The organism is Serratia sp. 25CWL12, assembly GCF_055790885.1.
In genome coordinates this window covers 2,615,737-2,635,163 of record NZ_CM147698.1, presented here as the reverse complement: position 1 = coordinate 2,635,163, position 19,427 = coordinate 2,615,737, and the positions used below count along the sequence as shown (strand labels likewise).

The window sequence follows — 19,427 nt, the reverse complement described above, 5'->3', positions numbered from 1 at the left end:
TAATCATGCGTTACTCAATGAAACTGTAGAGCCATATCGCACCGTGACAGCTCGTATCTAGGATTTTGGAGTGAATAATGAAATTTAATCTAGCGGAGTATCTTGAAGAGTTACGACCGCTGATCAACGTCGATTGCGGTACCTATACCCTTGAAGGCATTGAATGTGTCGCCAGTCAATTTGAACAAAAATTTCAAGCCATGACTGGTTGGTATGTTAAACGTGTCGATTGTGCTAAAGCGGGTGTTGGTCTGGAAATTCGCAATAAGCCAGATACTGAACAAATTGATATCATGTTGGTTGGTCACCTTGACACGGTGTTTGCAAAAGGCACGGCGGCGCAGCGCCCTATGTCTCATGATAATGAGAAAGCGTATGGCCCTGGCGTCGCTGATATGAAATCAGGGCTACTAAACATTGTATATGCGCTACGTCATCTTGAGCCTGATTTGATCAATAAATGTTCTATTTGCGTGTGTATGAATCCTGATGAAGAAGTCGGTTCTGCAGATTCGGTTGCTTGGCTTCAGTCAGTGGCTAAACATGCCAAGCATGCATTGGTGGTTGAAGCGGCACGAGCGGATGGCGGTTTAGTAAAGGCACGCAAAGGGCGAGCTTGCTATCAACTCAATTTTCATGGCGTTGCTGCCCATGCCGGTAATGAACCGCAAAATGGTCGTAGTGCGATTACAGAATTGGCACATTGGATTGTCGCCATCAATGGGATGACCAACTTTGATTCGGGTACAACGTTAAACGTTGGGGTTGTGTCAGGTGGCACAAATAGTAATACGGTAGCTGAGTATGCCGATGCTGCTGTTGAAGTTCGCTTTTGGAGTAACGAAGAATATCAACAGGTTGATGCAGCGCTGAAACGCATGCAAGCCAACCCATTTATTGATGGGGTATCGGTGGTAGTAGAGCGGGAAGTGTATAAGCCAGCGATGATGCCCTCTGCGCGCACCGAATCATTGATGAAACTGGTTGAAACACTGGCACAAGAGCTCGAAATTGATATCAAGTGGCACTCTGCTGGCGGCGGCTCCGATGCCAACCACATGGCGATTTTAGGGATACCTACCATAGATGGTTTGGGGGCAATAGGTGGCCATTTTCACAGTGATAAAGAGTACCTGTTACTCGAATCGATCGAGCCGCGAATTCGATTACTAATGCGGATATTGCAGCAACTGGCAGCTTAAAGTATTCACTCTGGTGATGAGCAGAACTTGGCTCATCACCAGACAATCAGTAAGCATAGTTACGACCATTGAGTAAGCGTCTATTTAAGCTATTCGGTGCATGAGTAAGTACCAAAGAATTTAAATAACGTTTCTAAATCCTCGAAATTATCATCATCTCGACACTCTTTTTGCAGTAAATACAGCAATAACTCAATAAACAAAAAGCCAATCGTACGGCTATGGAAGATTGAATCAACATCACTTGGCAAAATAAACTGCATATCGCTATAGATACCATAAGGATTGGAGTGGGTATTGCTTATCACCACCACATTGGATTTTATACTATTGAAATATTTGGTTATTTCCAAAACCACTGGATTAAAGCGATAGTAAGAAAAAGCCACTAAAATATCCTGTTGTGACACGCCAAGTAACGCTTTAGGGAGTTCTGCTTTGTCTAAAGGAAGCAGCACCACTTCAGTACGGCTGTATTTTAGCAATGTTGAAAAATGTGTGGCTAGCGCCCGTGATGAGGCTGAGCCGACAACGTAAATAGTACGCTGCTTTTCTGCGATCATCTTAGCCAGTTTTTTCAGAGCATCGCCATCCAACTCATCGGAGAATTGTTGAATCAGCTGAGTGACATTACTGATGTAACGGAGCGCCGTCTCTTGGATACTGTCATCCTGGCTTTGATTCTTCACTCTGCTGGCTTCAATCGGCGCAATCATGATGTTATGAGTGCGCAAATTATTCTTTAATGCAGTTTTAAATTCAGCATAGCCGGTAAAGCCGAGCTTGTTCAGATAGCGACCAATTGTCGCTTTACTGACTTTGGCTTTTTGCGCCAGATCAATGATGCCGTAATAAGCGAGCTCTTCAAAGTGCTTGATAATAAAAGCATTTAAGGCGGTTTCAGATTCGGTTAATGATTGAAGTTGCTTGGCTAACTGCATATACCCAGCCAAATCTATATGCTCTTTCATAAAGGTTAAATTATCGTATTGGCCCATACAGGCAAGATTAGCACAGAGAGTGGTTGCGTTTATTGCTTAGAAGCAGAAGTTAAACGGTTAGGTGTATTTAGTTTACATGTGGATGGTGGTTTATCAATTACTAGCAATGTGTTAACCGGGGTTATTGGCGGATGTAAGTGACTAGGTGAGTTGGATTTATGCTAGAGAAGGAGCGTCAGCATCAGCATAGTTAACCTGAGATCTGGTTAAGCCATTATCAGCGACGTAATTTCTGAACGGGCCACTTTGATTGATGGCTTATCCTCCTTCAGACAGTACGCGACCAGTTCGCACACCTAATCGACGAAAAAGAGCTACATAAGGGCACCATGACCGACGACATGACGACTAAAAAGCGGGTGTAACTGAGGAGCTCAGGTAATCTAAATCGGGCTGATTGGAACGATGAATTTAGGGCTGAATGGCTATTTGATTAATATTTAAACACAATAGAATTCAACCCTAGAGTGACAGTTGCACAAGAAAGCTCTTATGCTTTTTTGTTGTTGCGGTTAAATTATTGGCGGTGTTCCTTCTTCGTTGCCGAGCACAACATCAATTTGGATCAATGCATCTTCTGGTAAAGCAGATACGCCCACAGTTCTTCGTGCTGGAATACCTTTAGGGAAGAATGTTGTGTAAACATCATCCACATCAGCAATATCTGCTATATTCTTTAGAAAAATATTGACTTTCACTACATCTTCCAAAGCATGATCAATGCTCTCAACGATTTCTTTAATATTCTTTAAACATTGTTCGGCTTGTTTTTTTATACCGCCCTCAACTTTTTTTCCGGTGACAGGATTATAAGGTAATTGGGCGGAAAGATGATTGTAGTGAGAAAATGCAACAGTTTGGGTAGAAAAACCACTTATAGGTGCCTTTTCTGTGTTATTTGCTTCAATGATTAGCCCATGTCGATCTTCAATCGCTTGTGGCGGTGTGCCATCTCCATGGGAAACCACGGCTTCAATTTGCACTAAAGCATCCATCGGTAACGCACAAGAGGCTATGATTGTTCGTGCTGGCAGATAAGAGACAGTTCGGGCAATAGCTGAATCTGGGAAAAAGGTACTATAAACCTGATTGACATAATCAATATCGGAAATATTTTTAAGGAATATATTAACTTTAACAATATCATCAAAGGGAACATCAATACTTGCTAAAATTGCCTTAATATTTTTTAAACATTGTGTCGTTTGCTCTTTCACACCACCAATGACTAATCTACCGGTTTTAGGATCAATAGGTAATTGTGCTGAAATATTATTGTAATGAGAAAAAGAGACGGATTGGGTAGATAATAAACTCATGGGAGCATGAGCTGTGTTATTACAAAGTTTAATAAGATCGCCTGCTTGTGGAGCATTAGGAATGGTACCTTCACCATTAGAGATAAGTGCTTCAACTTGCACTAAAGCCTCCATAGGCAAAGCAGCGACAACGGTTGTGGTAAGAGTAGGAACATAAGTTGGAAAAAAACTTTTATAAATGCCTTCTACAACATCCAGGTCTTTAATATTTTTGATAAATATAGTGATCCGAACAACATCGCTCATCAGATGATCAATGCCCTCTACAATGGCTTTTATGTTTTTAAAGCATTGTTCTGCCTGTTGCGTTATTCCACCAGTAACTATCTGACCTGTTTTTGCATCAATAGGTAATTGTGCGGAAATATTATTATAATGTGAAAAAGCAACTGTTTGTGAATATGGACCTATACTTTTTGGTGCGTGCTCTATATTCCTTGGTAATACAGCATTGTAACTTGCCATGATCATATTTCCTTTTGAATGTATCCGTCCCCATTCAAACTGCAGGGTTGTTGGCTGCGTACTCGTCCCTGACAGGGTAGCGTTCAAACCAACCTTTGACCTATTTGTCGTCACCCTGGCGCATAATTGGCTATGCTTTTAGAGATCCGCTTAGTTGTCGCTTACCTGCAACTTGCATGAACACGCAGACTAATAGCTAATAGAACGGAAGTTATAGCAAATAATCCACACATACTCTATGGTTTTTATCGGTTTTTTAAGCAGTTTTTTGCTTAAAAGATACAGCGTAAATAACCTAATTTCAGGGCAAACGATTGCTGTTTATAACTGGGTTATGTTGAACCCCCTTAAAACAATATGCGGTCAATCTACACATCATATTCAGCATAAAAATATGCACACGCCGCTGACGTCACCATGACAGATGACAACATACCTAAAAAACGGGTATCGCTGAGCTATGCCAAAATACTGATTGTGGTAAAAATGATAGTTAACCTGAGATCTGGTTAAGCCATTATCAGCGACGTCATTTCTGAACGGGTCACTTTGATTGATGGCTTATCCTCCTTGAGACAGTACGCGACCAGTCCGCACACCATATTCAGCATAAAACCGTGCAAGCTCCGGTGCCGTGTGTGCTCTATCTGTGAGATGTTTTTCAACTGATCATTGATAGTCTCTATGATAAAGCGTTTTGATAACATCAGCTTGTCCCATAAAGATAGGGCTTTTGCCTTCATGTTCTTGCGTATGCCAGTGATCAGGTTTATGAAAAGCGATAAGGATGGTCATTATCTCGCTGGGACTCATCCGGCAAGAGCGCCGGCGTTTGCGGCTACCGTTCTCCAGACACTGCTGCTCCCATAATGGGATGAAGACCCTGCAAAAATCATCCACATCACAGAAGAGTTCTACTAATTTGTTCATGCCTGTTCCCCGCTCGATTGATCCGTTTGTTTTTTCATCAAAAGTTCGGATCTGGGAACAGGCACTTAGTTCAATTTTTTATCCAGAGCTCAGGTTAGTTATCACCCCTGCTAAACAGGGATCCAGAGGGCGATGGAGTGTCGAGTTTATTGATAACTATGGCGATAAATTTTAGGCAATAAAAAACCCGATAATCTTGAACCTAAAAAGGCGGGATTAACGGGCTCCACAAATTGGGGACATCAAAGAAAAGCAGTGGCACTAACTCAGACTATCAGTATTTGGAAAAGTTCTGCTTAATAATCGAAATGTCATAAATATTTTATCTTAGGGGTGTTTTCTGGTGCGTGCTTTACCCCATTATCCCCGGCCATATCACTACGATGAGTGAACCGGCCAAGGTTAACAACACGTTAGCGATGGCGTAGGTGCCCGCGTAACCCAGAGCGGGAATATTACTACGGGCAGTATCGCTGATGATGTCCATCGCTGGGGCGCAGGTGCGAGCACCCATAATGGCACCAAACAGTAAGGCGCGGTTCATGCGTAGAATATAGGCACCGAATAAAAAACAGATCACCACAGGTAGCAAGCTGACAATTAACCCGGCAATCAGCATCTGCCCGCCAATGGCTCCCAGGCTGTGACCAATACTGGCTCCGGCACTTAGGCCAACACCTGCCATAAACACCATCAGGCCAAATTCTTTCACCATATTCAGTGCCCCCTGGGGGATGTAACCGAAAGTAGGGTGGTTGGCACGCAGAAAGCCTAGCATAATGCCAGACATCAATAGCCCAGCGGCATTACCAATACCAAACGAAAAATTACTGAATTGGATAGTGATCTGGCCAATTAATAGCCCGATGATAAAAAAGGCACAGAATGCCAGCAGATCGGTGACTTGGCTGTGGATCGAGATAAAACCAATCTTCTCGGCCACACTTTTCACCCGGCGAGCATCGCCACTGACTTGCAGCACATCACCTTTATTGAGCACGATGCTGTCATCAATTGGCATTTCAATCTGGCTGCGGATCACGCGGTTCAAGAAACAACCGTTATCAGTCAGTTTCAGTTGACTCAGGCGTTTACCGACCGCATTGCTGTTTTTTACCACAATTTCTTCGGTCACGATGCGCATGTTAAGCAGGTCACGATCGAAGACTTCTTTACCATTACGAAAGCTGGGATCCAACCGGGCATGGGCATCAGGGTAACCGACCAGTGATATTTCATCCCCTATTTGCAGGACGGCATCACCGTCTGGGGTAGCCAGAATACCGTTACGACGAATGAGTTCGATATAACAGCCAGTTTGCCGGTAAATGCCCAGTTCACGCAGATTTTTGCCATCAGCCCAGGCCACCAACTCTTGGCCAACCCGATAGGCGCGGATCACTGGCAGGTAAACTTTGCGCTGGCTGTCGGTATCAAGGCCACGCTCATGGGTGATTTGCTGGGCGGAGGTCGAAAGGTCCTGGTGCTGCAGTTTGGGCAGGTAGCGAGCGCCAAAAATCAGGCTGACGAGGCCAATCAGATAAGTCAGGGCGTAGCCCAGGCTGAGATTATCTTGGGCGGCCAACAGTGTGGGGCCATCGCTAATGGTATTACGTAGCGTATCCCCCGCACCGACCAATACCGGGGTGGAGGTCATGGAGCCTGCCAGCATACCGGCAGTCAGGCCGATATCCCAATCGAACAATTTACCAAGCCCGATGGCTGTCAGCATGGCGGTACCGACCATCACCAGTGCCAGCATAAAATAGTTTTTGCCATCACGGAAAAAGATGGAGAAAAAGTTGGGCCCAGCTTCGACACCAACACAAAAAATAAACAACATAAAGCCGAGGCTTAATGCTTCAGTATTGATGTTGAAGTGTTGCTGGCCCAGCAACAGTGAAACCACCAAAACACCAATCGCATTACCTAATTGAATGGAGCCCAAGCGGATTTTTCCAAGGCAGAGCCCTAGAGCGAGAACCACAAACAGTAACAGAATATAGTTACCGTTTAACAAACTAGCGACGTTTATATTCACGGAGGATAACTTATTGTTTACCAGTAAATTATTGATATAGAAAACTTTAAGGTATAGATTTAACCCTATAATATAGGGATAAAACCGATACCGACCCAGATTGATGCAAAGGCTAGCCAATATAACTGCCGCTCGATTAGTGATGAGTATAACTATTGAACAGCGGGGCTTATTCTAGCTGGTATGATGAGTAACAGCCAGCGTATAGCCGAGTTGTTTCAATAAGAGCACGCTAAGTGGTAAAGCCAGGGGATAAGTAGTCCATTTTAACGGCTAATGTATTTCACTTTTTTTTACCAGGGAAAAGTTTCAGCTAGTGCAGCCAGCCCACGCCGGCGGCATATGACTTGATGGGTGGTCAGGCTGTTTTTCTGCAGTGTAGTGACTGGTTTAAAGGGGAGAAGGGCATGGCAAATTATCGCTATTGGCTGGGGATTGTGAGTAGTTTCTTGCTGTTTAGTCTGGTTTTTCTTAGCCAGAAAACTGTCACGGTCAACCATTCTGCTGTTGAGCATCAAAGCGAGATCGGCTTGTTGCTGTTTGTTATACCGGGGCTGATTGCCAGTTATCTTTCAATAAATAAGCACATTTTGTGCCCGCTGCTGGGTGCATTGATTGCATTGCCGCTCTGTTTGATCATCCGTTATATCGGGTTGTTGCCTGGCTATTCACTCTGGCAGGAACTGGCTTATGCCGTTAGTGCCGTATTCTGGTGCGTGCTGGGTGCCATGCTATACCTGTTTATCCGGATGATTTCGCAAACGTTGGAGCAGTTGCGTCAGCGAAAGCGGCAATAGTTTAGAACAGCCGATTACTTAAACAAGCCCAGATGCTCTTTGGCATAGGCTTCGAAGTCGGTGCAGCCGCCAATGTGCTGTTCATCAAGAAAAATCTGCGGCACGGTTTCAACTGGCTTACCGACGGTTTTTTCCAAATCGGCTTTGGTGATACCTTCTGCATGGATATCAACGTAACGGAAATTAAAATCGTCACGCTCTTCAGTCAACTTCTCTGCCAACTCTTTAGCACGGACACAATAAGGACAGTTCGGACGCCCGAAGATTACAGCAAACATATGATACTCCTGGTTTGTTAGGGTAATAACTGAGATCTAGCAAAGTAAACTGCCGTTTACTATGCCTGTTGTCAGTGGCAAAAAAAAGCAGCTTCTGCCTGTTAATTCGATTTATCGAACCGATTAATCAGTGGGGCTATTGCCAAGAGGGTAAATTCACTACACTGAGTGCAACCATTCAGGAGACGATATATGCGTTCAATCCGCAAGTTACCACGTACTGTTTTATTGCTTGAAGCGCTAGGCATGGTGTTGCTGGTGCTCTCTTATATGAGCATCCATGATTGGGTGCATTTACCGGGTATGCTGGCATCGCAGCAAGCGGCGGTAGGGATGATTTTTCTTGGTGTGGCCCTGATGGTGCCTGCGGCGGTATTTTTGGTCTGGCGTGTGGTACATGGTGGGAGCTTCCTGTTGCTGGGTGATAAGCCGCCCAAGCATGATCAGCGCTCTTTGCCCAATGACGATAAAAAAGATCAGGGTAACTGACCAACGTTTCCAGGAGTGATCCGTGAAAATTGCCATTCTTTCCCGTGATGGTTCGCTGTATTCATGCAAAAGATTGCGCCAAGCGGCGGAGCAACGTGGGCATCAGATCGATATCATTGACCCACTTTCTTGCTATATGAACGTCAACCCCGCAGCGCCAGCCATTCATTATCGTGGGCGTAAGCTGGAACATTATGATGCCGTTATTCCACGCATCGGTTCTGCTATTACGTTCTACGGTACGGCGGTGCTGCGTCAGTTTGAGTTATTGGGGAGTTACCCATTGAACGAGTCGGTGGCCATCACCCGCGCGCGCGATAAACTGCGTTCGCTACAATTGTTGGCCAGCCAAGGCATTGATCTGCCGATTACCGGTTTTGCCCATTCTCCAGATGATACCGGGGATTTGATTGAATTGGTGGGGGGCGCACCGTTGGTGGTCAAACTGGTGGAAGGCACGCAGGGGATCGGCGTGGTTTTGGCTGAAACCCGCCAAGCGGCAGAGAGCGTGATTGATGCGTTCCGTGGCTTGAATGCCCATATCTTGGTGCAAGAATATATTCACGAAGCACAGGGGCGTGATATTCGTTGTTTAGTGGTCGGTGGGCGGGTGATCGCTGCGATTGAACGGCAGGCAAAACCCGGCGATTTTCGTTCAAATTTGCACCGTGGCGGTACCGCCCGCAGAGTGCAGATCACCAGCAAAGAACGTGCTACGGCGATCAAGGCTGTCGCCGCACTGGGGCTAGATGTGGCTGGCGTTGATATTCTGCGTGCTGATCGCGGCCCGTTAGTGATGGAGGTCAATGCCTCGCCGGGGTTGGAAGGTATTGAAAATACCACCGGGTTGGATATCGCCGGGATCATGGTCGAATATATTGAGCAGTGTGGCCGCCCGGGCTTTTGCCTGAAGTCAGGCGGTTGAAATATAGTGAATTTAGTGGTTTTAAAGGAAATTAAAGCACGTTTGGCTCAAGTTACCGCAGCGGCGAGTTGGGCGTGTTGGCGTAGAAAAATGATCAAATCTGTGAATTTATCGCCTTTGGGCGTGGCATATCGATTGAATATTCCGTAAGCTATGCGCCGTTTATGTTTTTAAAGCTTGTGAGGCTGGTAATTTATGGATTCGCTCATTGTCCCCGATTTGGCGTTGTTACGACGTTGGCTGGATCAATTGGGTGTCTCTTTTTTTGAATGTGACTCTTGTCAGGCCTTACACTTGCCACATATGCAAAATTTTGATGGTGTCTTTGATGCCAAGATTGATCTGATTGATGGTGTGATTCTGTTTTCTGCCTTGGCAGAGGTCAAGCCCACCGCGTTGATCCCCTTGGTGGCTGATCTGAGCCAGATTAATGCCAGCTCATTGACCATCAAGGCATTCGTTGATATTCAGGACGACAATCTGCCTAAGCTGATTGTTTGCCAAGTGCTGAGCATTGCTGTCGGGGTAACTTATGAACAGTTTGCCCATTTTATGCAGCAGGGAGAAGAGCAGATTTCCATGCTGATCCTGGAAGCACGAGCCAACGATCTGCTGTTTATGGGCGATGAAGAAGAAGCCGCGCCAGTGGTCACCCGTCAGCCGATGTTGCATTAAATCGTGTTCACTGGTTGATCAAACTCCTCCAATTTCCTGTTTCCGTTTACCACCACGAAAATATCTTTATCCTAGCGCTAACGGCAGCTTGAATAGCGACGGTGTGCGGTAAAGTGTTACAATCTGCCCCCTTCGTGTTGCGGATTTGATGGTTACCCTTTATGCATTGCGCGTTGTATCAGGCGAATATCTGCCGTTCCTGTCAGTGGTTGGAAAAGCCCTATCCGCAGCAGTTGGCTGAGAAACAGCATCACTTACAATCCTTGTTAGCGGCACACCCGCAGGTCGATTGGTTAGCGCCGGTAGCGAGTGAACCACGCGCATTTCGCAACAAGGCAAAAATGGTGGTTAGCGGCAGCGTTGAACGCCCATTGCTTGGCATGTTGCACCGGGATGGAACCCCGGTTGATTTATGTGCTTGCCCACTGTACCCCGCCAGCTTTGCTGAGGTCTTTGCTGTACTTAAGCAATTTATCCCTCGTGCCGGGTTGACCCCTTATCACGTTGCCCGCAAACGGGGTGAACTGAAGTATCTGTTATTAACCGAAAGTACCCACAGCGCCGGTTTTATGCTGCGCTTTGTGCTCCGTTCTGAGAAGAAATTAGCTCAGTTACGTGCGGCATTACCCTGGTTGCAGCAGCAATTACCCCAGTTGACCGTCATTTCTGCCAATATTCAGCCAGTGCATATGGCGATTATGGAGAGCGATTGTGAAATCCCGCTCACCGAACAGCAGGTATTGGAGGAACGATTTAATCAGGTACCGCTGTATATTCGCCCCCAGAGTTTCTTCCAGACCAATCCACAGCTAGCGGGGCAGTTGTACGCTACCGCACGGGATTGGGTGCAGGCATTGGGCATCAGCAGTATGTGGGATCTTTTCTGCGGTGTCGGGGGGTTTGGTCTGCACTGTGCGCAACCGCAAACACGGTTGACCGGGATTGAAATTAACCCAGAAGCGATCGCCTGTGCCAAATTGTCAGCCCAAAAACTGGGTTTACAACAGGTTGATTTTCAAGCGTTGGATTCCACCGGTTTTGCTCTTGCTGAAGGGGCGGTACCACAACTGGTGCTGGTTAACCCACCACGCCGGGGGATTGGCAAAGAACTTTGTGAGTACCTTAATGCAATGGCACCGGGCTATATTCTCTATTCAAGCTGTAATGCGGTGACTATGGCGCAGGATATCACCCAGTTGCCTGACTATCGCGTTGAGCGTGTGCAGTTGTTTGATATGTTCCCGTATACGGCACATTATGAAGTGTTGACGCTATTGGTACGTAAATAAATAGCACGTAAATTGTCAGGGCTCGAACTGCCCATCGCACTCAAGTGGTAACTTGAATGGGTCTGGGCAGGGTTCAAGCCCTAAGCACTGATCACTGACACGTCACTTACTGCGGGAACCACTTGTCGTTAATAGCTTTATAAGTTCCATCAGCCTTGATGGCATCCAGCGCAGCGTTTAACTTGGCTAACAGCGCCTGGTTATCTTGGCGTACGGCAATACCTAAACCTGTGCCAAAGTACTGGGCATCGGTAACATGCTCACCCACAGGGGCCAGATCCGGGTTGTTTTTCAGCCATTCATTCACCACCGCGGTATCCCCAAACACACCATCAATACGGCCATTTTTCACTTCCAGAATGGCGTTTTGATAGCTGTCATAAGCCACCGTATTAATCTCTGGGTGTTTATCCTGCATATATTTTTGGTGAGTAGTGCCATTCTCCATACCGATTTTCTTACCTTTTAAATCAGCCAGTGAGGTGAATTTGCCTTTTGGGGCAATCACGATAGCGGAGTTGGCATAATAAGGCTGGGTAAAAGAGACCTGCTTGCTACGTTCTGCGGTGATATCCATACCGGAGATCACTGCATCATATTTTTTGAATTTCAGTGCGGCGATCAGGCTATCAAAAGCATGGTTGGAGAAAGTACACTCGGCCTGCATCTGTTTGCATAAGGCTTTGGCCAAATCGATATCAAAGCCGACGATTTGGTTGTTGGCATCCAGGGATTCAAAAGGGGGATAGGTGGCAGAAGAGGCAAAACGGATACTCTCTGCCGCTGCGGCGTTAAAGGTCATCCCGGCGAGAAGGGTGGCGGCAAGTAACAGCTTTTTCATGCGTAATACTCCTGTCAAAAATGAGATTCTTTATTTCGCCACCTTTGATTTTACTGCCAATAACGCCGGCATGGTGAGTGGCTAGGACGCTAAACATGCCATTTAGTGAATTAATATGCAATATGAATGATTAAAAATTTATTTGGTGGAATAAAAAAGCCCTGCAGGGCAGGGCTTGAAGCAAGCAGTTTCGCTAGCCAGCTAGCTTAGTTGCGGCGTTCAAACGCCAGCGCACGGCGTTCAATCAGGCGCATCATCAATGTCAGTAACCCGTTAACACACAGGTAAACAAGACCTGCAGCACCAAACACCATCACATCATAAGTTCGGCCATACATCAGTTGGCTGTACCCCATCACTTCCATCAGCGTGATGGTGTAGGCCAGCGAGGTACTCTTGAAGACCAAGACCACTTCGTTGGAATAGGAGGACAAGGCGCGTTTAAAGGCGAACGGTAATAGAATGCGCAATGTTTGCTTGCGCGACATGCCAAGGGCTTCACAAGATTGCCACTGACCTTCCGGGATAGCACGTACCGCACCGTGGAACAATAAGGTGGTATAAGCCGCACTGTTTAACGCCAAGGCGATCATGGCGCAGAGCCAAGGTTGTGATAACAGACTCCACAACCAGGGATACTCACGGATGGCGGGGAACTGGCCCGGGCCATAGTAAATCAGGAAGATTTGTACCAGCAGGGGGGTGCCGGTGAACAGCGTAATATAGCCCTTTACCAACGGCGTCAATAGCGGCGTTTTTAGCGTCAGTACCACCGTCAGGAACAATGACAGGAATAGGGAAACCACCAATGCCGCCACCGTCAGCGTCAAGCTGGTATGTAATCCTTTAAGAATGACAGGTAAGAACTCAAGCATCAGGATGGCCTCCGTTCAAAACGTGTGGCACGGAGTTCAATCCGTTTAAGGATGTACTGGCTGAGTAATGTCACCAGCAGATAAATGGCTGCGGCAATGACATACCAGTTAAACGGTTCCTGAGTACGGGTGGCGATACTTTTGGTTTGCAGCATCAAGTCATTAACGCTGATCAGCGAAACCAGTGCGGTATCTTTCAATAACACCAGCCATTGGTTACCTAGCCCCGGCAAGGCATGGCGCCACATTTGCGGCATGATTAAACGGAAAAATATTGCCGCTTTGCTCAACCCCAATGCCTGGCCCGATTCCCACTGGCCTTGCGGCACGGCTTTCAGCGCCCCACGCAAGGTTTGCGAGGCGTAAGCAGCATACAGCAGGGCGAGGGCAATGACGCCGCACATGAAGGGGCTGATCTCGAAATTATCGATAGCCAACTGTACCGGTAGTTGGAACAGGCCAAAGTTTAGGGTAAAGCCGTCCGACAGCAGCAGTAACAGCTGTGATGAGCCGAAATAAATGAACAGCACCACCAGGATCTCCGGCAAGCCACGCAATAGCGTCACCCAAGCGGTTCCGAGCCAACTGACCACTTTCCAACGGGAGGTTTCCCAGACGGCAAACAGCATCGCCAGGATTAACCCGAGCACCAAGGCACAAACGGCAAGGCCAACGGTCATGCCGGCGGCGCTTGCTAGAGGTTGAATTTCATTCATGGGTGATGATTACTGTTGGAACCATTTTTTGTAGATGGTTTCGTAGGTGCCATCTTGCTTGATTTTATCCAGAGCTGCGTTGAATTTCCCTTGTAGCTCGGTATTTTGCTGGCGAACCGCAATCCCCAGACCGGTGCCGAAATAGCCTTTATCGGTCACTTTGTCACCCACCGCGGCCAGAGCAGCATTCTGCTTCAACCATTCGTTAACCACGGCAGTATCTCCGAACACCGCATCAACACGGCCATTCTTCAGATCCAGAATTGCATTCTGATAGCTGTCGTAAGGCACGGTGGTGATTTCCGGGTGTTTATCGGTCAGGTATTTCTGGTGAGTGGTGCCATTTTGTACACCTACCTTTTTACCTTTCAGTGCGGCAACGTCAGCCAGCTTACCTTTCTCAGCAATGAATAGCGCTGAGTTATCATAATAAGGCTTGCTGAACAGCACTTGTTTCTCACGCTCAGGGGTAATATCCATACCTGCAATTACGGCATCGAAGCGTTTGAACTTCAGGCTTGGGATTAAACTGTCGAAGGCTTGATTGGTAAAAGTACATTCGGCCTGGATCTCTTTACACAGGGCATTAGCCAGATCGATATCAAAACCTTGGATCTTATTATCTGCCGCGACAAACTCGAACGGAGGATAGGACGCTTCGGTAGCGAAACGAATAGTTTCAGCGGCAGTGGCAGAAACGCTGATGCCAGCCAGAACGGCGGCGATAAGTAGTTTTTTCATCGCAAATTCCCCTAAAACAGCAAATAAAAGTATTAGTGTGACAGGTAGTTAGCAAACTCTGTGGTTTGCGGTTGAGCAAAATGAAGCGCAGACCCCTGTTCAACGACGCGGCCATTTTCCATATAGACCACTCGGCTGGCGGTTTTACGTGCGACTTCAACTTCATGGGTAACGATCACTTGAGTGATGCCAGTACCTGCCAGTTCATTGATGATACTGACAATTTGTGCAGTAATTTCCGGGTCCAGTGCGGCAGTCGGTTCATCGAACAACAACACCTGCGGTTCCATCATGAGTGCACGGGCGATAGCAACACGTTGTTGTTGACCACCGGAAAGATGCAGCGGAAAACGATCAGCAAAATCAGTCAAGCGCAGACGCGTTAACAGCTTATCGGCCCGTTCCATCGCCTGAGCCTTGGTTAGGCCAAGTACACGGCAAGGGGCTTCTATCAGGTTTTGCAGTACGTTAAGATGCGGCCAGAGATTGTATTGCTGAAATACCATGCCGACATTCTGGCGCAGTTCGCGGATGGCTTTTTCACCAGGTGCCTGTTTGAAATCAAACTGGTTGCCAGCGATGTTCAGTACCCCTGAACGTGGCATCTCAAGCAGGTTAAGTACCCGTAGCAAGGAGCTTTTCCCGGCACCACTTGGCCCAAGCAATACTAACGTTTCCCCTGCAGGGCAATCCAAAGTGATGTTAAACAGCGCCTGGTGTGCGCCGTAAAAGCAATTGATATCTTTTAGTTGAATACTCATGCGTAGGAGTTGAATAGACATTGATGCGGCGAATGTTAACTTCCATAGAATACTTATGCAATCTTTGTGAGTTAAAATTTATCACTGAGCAGGATAACGCGACGGAGGTAGCACAATATAGTGAGATTGATATTCTTATCGGTTGTTTCCCTCGTCGTATGTGATATTGATAGATATTCTTTTTAAATCGAGGGTGTTTGGGGTGAAGGTATGCGAGGTGAGGGATTCTTGGCATAGGTTCGCCAGTCATCAAACATCGATTATGGCCCCAGCAGTTTGAATGGCGAAGGGTATATTGGAGGGATGGTGAGTATCAGAGCAGCGGTGATATTAGCAAGTGTACTATTGGCCGGGTGCCAAACCCAGCAGCACAGTACCAGTGCCAGTACCATTATGGAGCAGGGCAGCTATCGCTTGGAAACCTTGCATCAGGCCCGGGGGGCAGATCAGCGAATTCGTTTTTTGGTGATGCATTATACTGCGTCGGATTTTAACGCGTCGTTGAAGACACTGACAGATGAAAATGTTAGTGCTCATTATTTGTTGCCTGAGCAGCCGTCATTGCAAAAGGGCAAACCCGTGGCTTACCAATTGGTGCCGGAAGAGATGCGCGCTTGGCACGCCGGCGTCAGCTATTGGCGTGGGCGCAATAATCTCAATGATACTTCGATCGGTATTGAGCTCGTCAACCCGGGGTTTAGTCACCTGTTGCAGGCCAAGCATTGGCCCCCGTATTCCCCAGCACAGATCGAGCTATTGATTCTACTGAGCCGCGATATCATAAAGCGTTACGATATTCAGCCGATGGATATCGTTGGCCATAGTGATATTGCTCCACAGCGCAAGCAGGATCCGGGGCCGCTGTTCCCTTGGCAGCAATTGGCGCAGGCGGGTATTGGCGCTTGGCCGGATAAGCAACAGGTTGAATACTATCTGGCGGGTCGTGATAAGCAGGCCCCGGTAGCGATGGCGCCGTTTTTGGCCAAACTGCAACGCTATGGTTACGGTGTTGATCCCACGTGGGATAGAAATCAGCAGCAGCACTTGGTGGCGGCGTTTCAGATGCATTTCCGACCTGGCGATCATCGCGGTAAGCCGGATGCCGAAAGTGAAGCGATTATTGATGCCTTGCTCAGCAAATATGGGCAGGGGCGCTAATCACAGGCCGTGCAGTTTGCCGTGTTCTGCCAGCCAGCGAGCAGTATGAGTAATGCCCTCTTCCAGTGAGATCAGCGGTTGATAACCCAGTTCTTGTTGTGCCCGCGTGTTATCCAACGTGAGGTCAAAATTGAGTTTAGCAACGCCATAATGCGTGAACAGTGGCTCTTTGTTGTTGCTGCTGTTCAGCTTTTCCATGGCTCTGGCGATAAGATCCAATAGCGGATAAGGCACTGAACGGATACGGCATTTTATATCGAGCTGATCAATGAATTGCTGTATCACATGCTTCAGCGGGCACACTTGTTGATTGGTGATATTGTAGGCACGCCCTGATGGGGTGTCTGTTTTCAGGGTTGCCAGCCACATCGCATGTACCGCGTTTTCTTGATAGGTCATATCCACCAGCGCGTCACCGCCACGGGGCAACGGCAGGTTGCCGCACTGCTTAATCATCTGCAGCAGGCGCGGTAACAATATTTTATCGTGTGGGCCAAACAACCCTTGGGGCCGCAAAATAGTAAAGTGAGTTTGCGGGTTGGATAACGCCAGGTGCTGTACCACTTGTTCGCTTGCTGCTTTGCTGCGGGCAAATTCATTGGCATAGCGCTGTGGGCGGAAATCTTCCTGCAGATGGTGATGATGGCGGTAGTCAAAATAAATTGCCGGTGAGGAAATATGGATAAACTGTGAGACGCCATAAGCCGCCGCCCACTCACCCAAACGACGCGTGGCGCGGACGTTAGCCAGTTCAAAGGCTTGTTCAGTCCCCCACGGAGAGGTAAAACCAGAGCAGTGCCATAGCACATCCACCCCCGCTAACATGGCTTTAGCTTGCGTAGAAACCAGGTTGCTAAGGTCGGCATGAATAAACTCCGCGCCTATTTTTTCCAGCAGAGAACCCAACGCCTGATTACGGCTGGTGGCGCGTACCGCGATGCCTTGACGGCAAAGATATTCAATGGCGCTACGGCCTAACCCACTGCTTGCACCAGTGACCAATACCTTCATAACGAACTCTATTTTACCCAAAATCAAGCGGTTGTTTTGCTTGCCGGAGGCGATTACCCAATGTGCGCCATTGTTCCGTGATTTGAAGCGCTATGCAATCGGAAAGAAGCTATACCCAAAATAATTCGAGTTGCTTGACAAAACGCTGAGCGTTTTGAACAGCGCTTGCGCTGGCCCTTTAGGGCGAGGCCCAGCTTGGGGCGAGTAACGCGGCCAGCGATGGAGTCCCCAGGAGCATAGCTAACTATGTGACTGGGGTGACAGCGCGCAGCTAACACCCAAGCAGCTTGAAGTATGAAGAGTATAACTGTATCAGCAAATGGTGCGGTCGAGCAGAGCAGACGCCACTTGTTTTTCATTTTTGCACCAATAAAAACCAAACTCATCTCAATCTCAGTGAGATAAATTATCTTTTTGTTCTGCTAGCTTAATAATGCGTTTGGCCATACCACGAAAAATAAACAGATGGGCTGGCATCATGACAAACCAGTAAAGCAACCCGCGAAAACCAGCAGGATGCCACCAGGCACGGACATCAAGTTGGCGACGATCACCCAGATCTTTGATGGTGAAGGTCAAGCGCCCAAGCCCTGGAGCCTTCATGCCGAACAACAAGGCTAATTGTTGCAACGGTTTTAGCGTGATCACTTTCCAACCATTCACCACATCGCCGAGCGCTAAGGTTTCCCGCTGTGGTCGACCATAGACGACACCGTTGCCCAGCATATCGTCCATCCGGGCGCGGATTTCCCATAAGATATTGGCATAGAAATAGCCTTCTTTGCCGCCCAATTGTTGAACCACATGCCATAAGGCTTCACTGGAGGCGGCGGTTTCCACTGCGCAGCCAGCTTGTTTGGGGTAGAAGCCGTAGCCTGGGCGCCAGCGGGCTCTGGCTTCAGGGGCGTAACCCCAGTCTGCAGAGTCGGTAACTTCTTCTTCGCGGCGTAGGGTGAGGGTGACTGCCTGATCAAAGGTTTGTAGTGGCTGTGGGATTAACGTTTGCAGCGGTTGACCATTAGCGGGTAAGTCATGGTTAAGGCCCTGAATCAAGGCCTTGGCAATGGACGGCGGCACCGAGGTAATCATGCTGATAAACCAGACTGAGATAAAGCGCGTCGGCAAAGGAACTGGGATCAACCAACGTTTTTTACCGCTGATGGCAATAAAACGTTCAAACATGGTTTGGTAGCTGATGTACTCCGGGCCAGCAACGTCGAAAATCCGGCTTTCTGTTGCAGGATGCTGTAATAACTCGGTCAGGTAGGTGAGCAGATTATCCAAGGCGACCGGCGAGGATTTGGAGCGTACCCAACGTGGCGGGGTCAGGACCGGCATGTTGTAAACCATATCGCGCATAATCTCGAAAGCCGCGGAACCTGGGCCGATAATAATACCGGCGCGCAGTTCTGTTATCGGTATCCCACTTTGCCGCAGGATCTCACCGGTCAGTTTACGCGCCACCAGGTGCGGGGAGCTTTCCCCTGTTGGTTGCAGAGCACCGAGGAAAATAACTTGCTTGACCTGAGAATCTCGCAGCGCATTACGCAGGTTTTCTGCGGCTTGACGCTCTTTTTCGATAAAATGCTCGCCATCACCCATTCCGTGGATCAGGTAATAGACGGTATCGATTTGCCATAAAGCGTCGGGCAGGGTGGCAGGGCGATAAACATCAACATAGCGGCAGTTCACCTGCGGCCAGTTTTGTTGCTCCAACCATTCGATGCGACGTGCGGCAGCGGTGACTTCATGACCCTGTTGAGCCAAGCAGGGGATCAGATGCTGACCGATATAGCCACTAGCACCAAGAACCAAAATACGTTGGGGAGTCATTATTGCTGCCTTGTCGTCAATTTGTCAGTAATATAAGCGGTCGTTACAGAATGCCAAATTTGCTGATGAATTGCAGCAGT

General features: G+C 47.7%; 18 protein-coding genes and 1 pseudogene. 7 read left to right on the top strand and 12 right to left on the bottom strand.

What is annotated here, in order from left to right:
* The first annotated feature begins 77 nt into the window (after positions 1-77).
* Positions 78-1,202: a M20 family metallopeptidase gene (locus tag ACX9GV_RS11220; RefSeq protein ID WP_473195571.1), complete on the top strand. Its 1,125-nt coding sequence runs from the start codon at positions 78-80 to the stop codon at positions 1,200-1,202.
* Positions 1,203-1,291: 89 nt separating this feature from the next.
* Here ACX9GV_RS11220 and ACX9GV_RS11215 read toward each other — a convergent pair whose 3' ends face one another.
* The 4 genes and pseudogenes from ACX9GV_RS11215 to ACX9GV_RS11200 all read right to left on the bottom strand — a co-directional run bounded on the left by ACX9GV_RS11215 (position 1,292) and on the right by ACX9GV_RS11200 (position 6,958).
* Positions 1,292-2,173, bottom strand: a complete 882-nt coding sequence (locus ACX9GV_RS11215) for a MurR/RpiR family transcriptional regulator (protein WP_473195570.1) — start codon at positions 2,171-2,173, stop codon at positions 1,292-1,294.
* A gap of 542 nt (positions 2,174-2,715) precedes the next feature.
* On the bottom strand, positions 2,716-3,987 hold the full coding sequence (locus ACX9GV_RS11210) for a RidA family protein (RefSeq protein ID WP_473195569.1): 1,272 nt from the start codon (positions 3,985-3,987) through the stop codon (positions 2,716-2,718).
* 509 nt (positions 3,988-4,496) lie between these two features.
* Positions 4,497-4,917: pseudogene (locus ACX9GV_RS11205) on the bottom strand (transposase).
* 352 nt (positions 4,918-5,269) lie between these two features.
* Entirely contained in the window at positions 5,270-6,958 is a 1,689-nt protein-coding gene (locus ACX9GV_RS11200) for an aspartate:alanine antiporter (RefSeq protein ID WP_037386208.1), read from the bottom strand.
* Between the two features lie 407 nt (positions 6,959-7,365).
* On the opposite strand from ACX9GV_RS11200, the gene ACX9GV_RS11195 reads away from it, so the two are divergent.
* On the top strand, positions 7,366-7,755 hold the full coding sequence (locus ACX9GV_RS11195) for an inner membrane protein YbjM (protein ID WP_473195568.1): 390 nt from the start codon (positions 7,366-7,368) through the stop codon (positions 7,753-7,755).
* Positions 7,756-7,769: 14 nt separating this feature from the next.
* Here ACX9GV_RS11195 and ACX9GV_RS11190 read toward each other — a convergent pair whose 3' ends face one another.
* Positions 7,770-8,033 carry a GrxA family glutaredoxin gene (locus ACX9GV_RS11190; RefSeq protein WP_023491972.1) on the bottom strand — a complete coding sequence of 88 codons (264 nt, stop codon included), beginning with the start codon at positions 8,031-8,033 and terminating at the stop codon, positions 7,770-7,772.
* A 192-nt stretch (positions 8,034-8,225) separates the two neighbouring features.
* Here ACX9GV_RS11190 and ACX9GV_RS11185 point away from each other — a divergent pair, with 192 nt between their 5' ends.
* The 4 genes from ACX9GV_RS11185 (at position 8,226) to rlmC (ending at position 11,411) form a co-directional block, all read left to right on the top strand.
* Positions 8,226-8,522: a DUF1418 family protein gene (locus ACX9GV_RS11185; protein ID WP_023491971.1), complete on the top strand. Its 297-nt coding sequence runs from the start codon at positions 8,226-8,228 to the stop codon at positions 8,520-8,522.
* A 22-nt stretch (positions 8,523-8,544) separates the two neighbouring features.
* The gene (gene rimK / locus ACX9GV_RS11180) at positions 8,545-9,447 is read left to right on the top strand and encodes a 30S ribosomal protein S6--L-glutamate ligase (RefSeq protein ID WP_473195567.1); all 903 of its coding nucleotides are present in this window, start codon (positions 8,545-8,547) and stop codon (positions 9,445-9,447) included.
* Between the two features lie 195 nt (positions 9,448-9,642).
* Positions 9,643-10,122, top strand: a complete 480-nt coding sequence (locus ACX9GV_RS11175; RefSeq protein ID WP_473195566.1) for a YbjN domain-containing protein — start codon at positions 9,643-9,645, stop codon at positions 10,120-10,122.
* Between the two features lie 161 nt (positions 10,123-10,283).
* A complete protein-coding gene (gene rlmC, locus ACX9GV_RS11170) occupies positions 10,284-11,411 on the top strand; it encodes a 23S rRNA (uracil(747)-C(5))-methyltransferase RlmC (RefSeq protein WP_473195565.1) in 1,128 nt (375 codons plus the stop codon).
* 106 nt (positions 11,412-11,517) lie between these two features.
* Here rlmC and ACX9GV_RS11165 read toward each other — a convergent pair whose 3' ends face one another.
* The 5 genes from ACX9GV_RS11165 to artP all read right to left on the bottom strand — a co-directional run bounded on the left by ACX9GV_RS11165 (position 11,518) and on the right by artP (position 15,345).
* Positions 11,518-12,252 (bottom strand): arginine ABC transporter substrate-binding protein, encoded by a 735-nt coding sequence (locus ACX9GV_RS11165; RefSeq protein ID WP_473195564.1) that lies wholly within the window; start codon positions 12,250-12,252, stop codon positions 11,518-11,520.
* 206 nt (positions 12,253-12,458) lie between these two features.
* Entirely contained in the window at positions 12,459-13,127 is a 669-nt protein-coding gene (artM, locus tag ACX9GV_RS11160; RefSeq protein ID WP_473195563.1) for an arginine ABC transporter permease ArtM, read from the bottom strand.
* A complete protein-coding gene (gene artQ, locus ACX9GV_RS11155) occupies positions 13,127-13,843 on the bottom strand; it encodes an arginine ABC transporter permease ArtQ (RefSeq protein ID WP_023491963.1) in 717 nt (238 codons plus the stop codon). Before artQ ends, artM begins: the two co-directional genes overlap by 1 nt.
* Before the next feature lie 9 nt (positions 13,844-13,852).
* Entirely contained in the window at positions 13,853-14,584 is a 732-nt protein-coding gene (artJ, locus tag ACX9GV_RS11150; protein ID WP_023491962.1) for an arginine ABC transporter substrate-binding protein, read from the bottom strand.
* Between the two features lie 32 nt (positions 14,585-14,616).
* The gene (gene artP / locus ACX9GV_RS11145) at positions 14,617-15,345 is read right to left on the bottom strand and encodes an arginine ABC transporter ATP-binding protein ArtP (protein WP_473198022.1); all 729 of its coding nucleotides are present in this window, start codon (positions 15,343-15,345) and stop codon (positions 14,617-14,619) included.
* 303 nt (positions 15,346-15,648) lie between these two features.
* Here artP and ACX9GV_RS11140 point away from each other — a divergent pair, with 303 nt between their 5' ends.
* Positions 15,649-16,503, top strand: a complete 855-nt coding sequence (locus tag ACX9GV_RS11140) for an N-acetylmuramoyl-L-alanine amidase (RefSeq protein ID WP_037386134.1) — start codon at positions 15,649-15,651, stop codon at positions 16,501-16,503.
* Here the strand turns inward: ACX9GV_RS11140 and ACX9GV_RS11135 are convergent, their stop codons facing one another.
* Positions 16,504-17,514: an NAD-dependent epimerase/dehydratase family protein gene (locus ACX9GV_RS11135; protein WP_473195562.1), complete on the bottom strand. Its 1,011-nt coding sequence runs from the start codon at positions 17,512-17,514 to the stop codon at positions 16,504-16,506.
* Positions 17,515-17,907: 393 nt separating this feature from the next.
* Positions 17,908-19,347, bottom strand: coding sequence for a DUF2867 domain-containing protein (locus ACX9GV_RS11130; RefSeq protein ID WP_473195561.1), 1,440 nt, complete (start codon positions 19,345-19,347; stop codon positions 17,908-17,910).
* Positions 19,348-19,427 lie beyond the last annotated feature (80 nt).

Excerpts from the sequence above, each read along its gene's own strand:
- ACX9GV_RS11130 (WP_473195561.1), bottom strand. The coding sequence starts at position 19,347 with ATGACTCCCCAACGTATTTTGGTTCTTGGTGCTAGTGGCTATATCGGT.
- rlmC (WP_473195565.1), top strand. The coding sequence starts at position 10,284 with ATGCATTGCGCGTTGTATCAGGCGAATATCTGCCGTTCCTGTCAGTGG.
- artP (WP_473198022.1), bottom strand. The coding sequence starts at position 15,345 with ATGAGTATTCAACTAAAAGATATCAATTGCTTTTACGGCGCACACCAG.
- ACX9GV_RS11165 (WP_473195564.1), bottom strand. The coding sequence starts at position 12,252 with ATGAAAAAGCTGTTACTTGCCGCCACCCTTCTCGCCGGGATGACCTTT.
- artM (WP_473195563.1), bottom strand. The coding sequence starts at position 13,127 with ATGCTTGAGTTCTTACCTGTCATTCTTAAAGGATTACATACCAGCTTG.
- ACX9GV_RS11135 (WP_473195562.1), bottom strand. The coding sequence starts at position 17,514 with ATGAAGGTATTGGTCACTGGTGCAAGCAGTGGGTTAGGCCGTAGCGCC.
- ACX9GV_RS11195 (WP_473195568.1), top strand. The coding sequence starts at position 7,366 with ATGGCAAATTATCGCTATTGGCTGGGGATTGTGAGTAGTTTCTTGCTG.
- ACX9GV_RS11220 (WP_473195571.1), top strand. The coding sequence starts at position 78 with ATGAAATTTAATCTAGCGGAGTATCTTGAAGAGTTACGACCGCTGATC.
- ACX9GV_RS11175 (WP_473195566.1), top strand. The coding sequence starts at position 9,643 with ATGGATTCGCTCATTGTCCCCGATTTGGCGTTGTTACGACGTTGGCTG.
- artJ (WP_023491962.1), bottom strand. The coding sequence starts at position 14,584 with ATGAAAAAACTACTTATCGCCGCCGTTCTGGCTGGCATCAGCGTTTCT.
- ACX9GV_RS11190 (WP_023491972.1), bottom strand. The coding sequence starts at position 8,033 with ATGTTTGCTGTAATCTTCGGGCGTCCGAACTGTCCTTATTGTGTCCGT.
- ACX9GV_RS11185 (WP_023491971.1), top strand. The coding sequence starts at position 8,226 with ATGCGTTCAATCCGCAAGTTACCACGTACTGTTTTATTGCTTGAAGCG.
- ACX9GV_RS11210 (WP_473195569.1), bottom strand. The coding sequence starts at position 3,987 with ATGGCAAGTTACAATGCTGTATTACCAAGGAATATAGAGCACGCACCA.
- ACX9GV_RS11140 (WP_037386134.1), top strand. The coding sequence starts at position 15,649 with ATGGTGAGTATCAGAGCAGCGGTGATATTAGCAAGTGTACTATTGGCC.
- artQ (WP_023491963.1), bottom strand. The coding sequence starts at position 13,843 with ATGAATGAAATTCAACCTCTAGCAAGCGCCGCCGGCATGACCGTTGGC.
- ACX9GV_RS11215 (WP_473195570.1), bottom strand. The coding sequence starts at position 2,173 with ATGAAAGAGCATATAGATTTGGCTGGGTATATGCAGTTAGCCAAGCAA.